Source organism: Streptomyces sp. NPDC006283 (assembly GCF_040613325.1).
GTDB lineage: Bacteria > Actinomycetota > Actinomycetes > Streptomycetales > Streptomycetaceae > Streptomyces.
On the sequence record NZ_JBEXRZ010000345.1, the window covers coordinates 1 to 4372 of the forward strand.

General features: G+C 71.2%; 3 protein-coding genes and 1 pseudogene. 2 read left to right on the plus strand and 2 right to left on the minus strand.

Annotated elements, in window-relative coordinates; genetic code table 11:
- Both ABZ070_RS35515 and ABZ070_RS35520 read right to left on the minus strand, forming a co-directional pair.
- Positions 1-579, minus strand: a 579-nt coding sequence (locus ABZ070_RS35515; RefSeq protein WP_356640124.1) for a sigma-70 family RNA polymerase sigma factor, incomplete at its 3' end; no start/stop codon positions are given.
- 239 nt (positions 580-818) lie between these two features.
- Positions 819-1553 (minus strand): annotated as a pseudogene (locus tag ABZ070_RS35520) (hypothetical protein).
- Positions 1554-1809: 256 nt separating this feature from the next.
- Here ABZ070_RS35520 and ABZ070_RS35525 point away from each other — a divergent pair.
- Both ABZ070_RS35525 and ABZ070_RS35530 read left to right on the plus strand, forming a co-directional pair.
- Positions 1810-2952, plus strand: coding sequence for an MFS transporter (locus tag ABZ070_RS35525; protein WP_356640126.1), 1143 nt, complete (start codon positions 1810-1812; stop codon positions 2950-2952).
- Positions 2949-3977, plus strand: a complete 1029-nt coding sequence (locus ABZ070_RS35530; protein WP_356640128.1) for a sugar ABC transporter permease — start codon at positions 2949-2951, stop codon at positions 3975-3977. The genes ABZ070_RS35525 and ABZ070_RS35530 overlap by 4 nt, the downstream gene beginning before the upstream one ends.
- Positions 3978-4372 lie beyond the last annotated feature (395 nt).

The following is a 4372-nucleotide window of genomic DNA, read 5'->3' on the forward strand; positions in this document are numbered from 1 at the left end:
TGAACAGCCGCCCGCGGCAGTCGAGTGCGATCCCCGCCGCGCTGTGGCCCTCGCCCAGATCAGCGAGGTGCGGGCGCGGGCGACCCGTGAGCGCACCGTGCCCACCGGGCAGTCGCTGACACCGGCTGCCTCCGCGTAGGGGAGGCCCACCAGCTGGGTGAGGACGAATGCCTCGCGGCGGTCGTCGGGAAGCATGTCCAGCAGCTCGGCGAGGGCGATGCCGTCGTCGAAGCCGGGCAGACCGCGCAGCTGGGCGCGTTCGGCGGCCGACTGCCAGTCGTCCGTGTCCGACAGCCGGGGACGGGACGTGTTGTAGCGGATGCTATCGATCACCGCGCGGCGGGCGATGGACAGTAGCCAGGTGCGGGCCGAGGAGCGGCCTTCAAACCGGTGCAGGCTGCCCAAGGCGCGCAGGAACGTGTCCTGGGTCAGGTCCTCAGCGCTCTGGGGGTCGGCTCCGAGGAACGTTACGTAGCGGTGGACGTCTCGGTGCAGGGCTCGGACGAAGAGATCGACGGCGTCGGGGTCGCCGCTGCGGGCGGCCAGTGCCCAGGCCGTGACCGAATCGTCTCTCGGCACTTCTTTCGATTCTTCGCGCGTTGCAGACAGGGGCAGGGCAGGAGTGAGCACGTGGTGTCTCTCCCTCTCGGGAATCCACGGTGTCCGGGCCGGCGCACGCAGCAGTGCGCGCGGCACGGCGGAACCGGTGAAGGGGCGATGGGGTGAACAGCCGGACGCGGGTGTTCGCGGCCGATGCCCGAGGCGGGGAGCCGACGGCTCGTCGTCTCCGTATCACGGCCTCGGGAAGCCGGCTGTCGTCAGGCGACAGCGGCCCCCATGGGTGGACCCCGAGAAGTGACCGCGTAGGTGAGAAGGAACTGCCGCGGCCTGCGCTCCGAACCGCCCCGGCGGGCGTGGACGCGTGCCCGGTGCGGCGGCACGGGCAGCCGGAGGAGCAGGCGCAGCGGAGCGACGAGCCATCAGGCGAGAGCTCGCAGGATGCGAAACGCGGCGCGCTCGCCGTGGGCGAGCCACAGGCCGCACAGCAGCGCGGCCAGCAGGTGGGTTGCGAGCATGCCGGTCGAGGACATGCCTCCCATGCCGTGGTCCACAGCATGCGTGGCCCCCATGTGGCCCATCAACTGCATGGAGTGGATGGCACTCATCCCGTGATCCATGGAAGTCATGGACATCGACATGGCGCCGTGCTCCGTGCCCGGTCCCGACGGCGAACCGCACAGCAGATAGCCCAGCCACTGCTGGACCAGCGATTTGCCGCCGGACGGTTTCGGCTGCACGACTGCCTGGGCGAGCGAGAACGACGCGTGGAGTACGGCCTGGGCGGCGACCACGACGGAGCCGACCGCGACCGGCCCGCGCTCCCGGCCGGCCAGCAGCCAGGCCGTGCCGCCGGTCACCGCCGCTCCCGCGGCCATGGCCCACCAGGGCACCGCGGTCCCGGACATCATGACGTGACCCAGGGAGGCGAGCAGCACGCAGACGGCCGCGAACACAGCGGCCCTGATCGTGCGAGAACACCACCCAACGGTCATGGCGCCTCATCCTCGCAGTCCGGGTCTCACGCGTCACGGGAGGGTACGGAACTGACCCCGGTGACCGTCTCAACCGAGCCGTTGTGATTCACGCCACATCAACAGGCTGGAACTCAGGGGCTGTTCCCGCCGACTCCTGGCAAGGACCCCGGAAGTGCCGTCGGCGGAAGCAGGGTTGAGGAGGGCGCCGGTGGCGGCGGAGCAGAGTGGGATCCGGACCGCGGCCGAAAGTCGCCCTGCGCGGGGGATCACGGCCATGACCGCGCTGCTGACGTGCGCCATGGCGTTCTCGATGATGCAGTTGTTCCTGCTCGGCGCCCTCGGCCCACGGCTCGTGGACGACCTGGACGTGTCCCCGACCGTGCTGGGCCTGACCACGACCGTCGGCTTCGGGGCGGCCGCCGTCCTGTCCCCGGTCGGCGGACGCGTGGTGGACCGGGTCGGGCCGCGCCGCTGCCTGGTCGCGTTGCTGGTGGTGTCGGCGGTGGCCCTGACGCTGATCGGGTCGGCGCCGGGGGCGTGGTTCCTGCTGGCGGCGGTCGCGCTCGGCGGACTGCCACAGGCGCTGGCCAACCCCGCCACGAACAAGACGATCCTGGCGGCCGTTCCCGCCGAACACCGCGGCTCGGTGACCGGGATGAAGCAGTCGGGCGTGCATTTGGGCGCGTTCGCCGCCGGGTTGCCGCTGGCCGCGCTGGCCGGGATCGTCGGCTGGCGGGGCGCAGTGTGGGCGGCCGCCGCGACGGCCGTGGTGGCCGCGGCGTGGGCGGCACGTACGCTGCCCGCCGATCCGCCCCCGAAGTACGCGCCCGCTTCCTGGATCCCACGGGGCACCATCGCGTGGCTTGCTGTTTTCTCGCTGCTGCTGGGCTGCGGCATCGCCTCCGTGAACACCTATCTCGCCCTGTACGGCGTGCGGCGGCTCGAGCTTGGCCCGACGGCGGCCGCCGCCCTGGTGGCGGTGCTGGGCGTCGCGGGGATCGCCGGGCGAGTGGGCTGGTCCAAGGTCGCCGGGAAGCCGGGGCGCGCGCTGTGGCTACCCGGCGGACTGGCGGCCGGAGCGGTGGGGGCGGCGCTGCTGCTCGCGCTCTCGGCGTACGCGCATCCGCTGGCCTGGGTCGCGGCGGTGGCCGTGGGTGTCTTCGCCGTATCCGCGAACGCGGTCTCAATGGTGCTGGTGATGCAGCGTGCCGCGCCCGGCCGGGCCGGGCAGGACTCGGCGCTGGTCTCGGCCGGTTTCTTCGCCGGATTCGCGATCGGTCCGCCGCTGTTTGGGCTGCTGACCGCAGCCGGGCACTACGGGGCGGGGTGGCTGCTGGTCGCCGGTGAGTTCGTGGGCGCGGGCGTGGTGGCGATGGTCTGGGCGGTGCGGGAGCGGCGATCGGCCGTACGGCCATGAGCACGGCACGTGCGGCCAAGGGCCCCATGGACACGACTGCCGCCGTCCCTTCATGGGTCGGCGCCGCGCTGGAGCGCGTCCTTGGCCGGATCGCTGTCACCCGGACGGAAGTCGGCGACCGCTTCCCACTGTTCGCGGACCCTGGCACCGGCCAGTGGACCACCACTGGACGGGGCTCGTGGACGGGCGGCTTCTGGGCGGGACTACTGTGGCTCCGCGCCCGATACACAGGGACAGGGACCGACCGCGAGGACGCCATACGGTTCACAGACCGACTCACCCACTGGGCGGGCGCCGACACCGCCACGCGCGGACTGATCTTCTGGTACGGCACTGCGCTCGCCGACACACCTGAGGCCGCCACTCTGCGCGCGCGGGCGGCCCGCGCCTGCTGGGACGCGTACGACCCCGGACTCGGCTTGGTTCCCTGGGGCTCGGCGTTCGGCGGGCCCCGTCTCCTGGCACGCGTGGATGGCGTGCCCGGTATGGTTCCGCTGCTGGCTTCGGTGGACCCCCAGGCGGCCCGGTCTCATCTGCGTCGCCACCTCGAACTCTGTGTGGACGAGAGCCGCTTCTGCTGGTCCTGGCGGTACGAGACGCCTGCCGGCTGGATGCCTTGCGACGATCCACCGCCCGGCTGGAGCCGAGGTCGCGCCTGGTTGCGGCTGGCCGTCGCCGATGCAGCGCATCGTCTCGGCACCGACGATCTCGCGGAAGCCATGAGCCACTTGCCTCAGGAGCAAGCCGTGTCGCCGGCCGACGCGGCACATCCCGAAGGCCCTCTCGACACCTCCGCCGCCGCCATCACCGCGGCGGCCCTGCTCAAGCTCGGCCACCGCGAGCAGGCCCTCGCACTGCTCCAAGAACTGGTCCGCACCCATGTCACCGCGGACGGCCGTCTCCTGAACGGCTGCTACGACCTCGCCTCCGGGACAGCGACCCAGCACGAGCTGATATGGGGTGACTTCTTCCTCGCGTACGCGCTCGCCGCACTCACGGGCCTCGTCGACCCTCACGAGGCATAGGTACCGCCTCAAGCCACAGCCGTCTGCGTGGGAACTCGGTCGTTGCCCGCAACGACTACTGGTTCGCGGGCAGTTTGCCGACCGAATCCGGTTTCCGAGGGCCACGCCCGGCAGACACGAGCCGCACACGCCACACATCACTGCCCAGTCACAGCCCATCCAGGCAGACACAGGAGGCATCCCCTTGGAGCGCAGACAATTTCTTCGCCACACGACAGCAGTCAGCGCAGCGACTTTCGGAGGCGGGACGCTGACGGCCACAGTCTTACGACCTCGTGCGTGATTGGCGTGAGGTCGTGCCGGGGTAGCGGCTGGTGTTGTGATCACGTCTGTGCGGCGGGCAGTGCGAGTGTTTTGTTGTGTTGGGTTGCTCGCTGGTCGGATTGGAGTCCGGC

Bases quoted from the DNA above. Each gene is read 5' to 3' on its own strand.
- ABZ070_RS35525 (WP_356640126.1), top strand. From the start codon at position 1,810: ATGACCGCGCTGCTGACGTGCGCCATGGCGTTCTCGATGATGCAGTTG.
- ABZ070_RS35530 (WP_356640128.1), top strand. From the start codon at position 2,949: ATGAGCACGGCACGTGCGGCCAAGGGCCCCATGGACACGACTGCCGCC.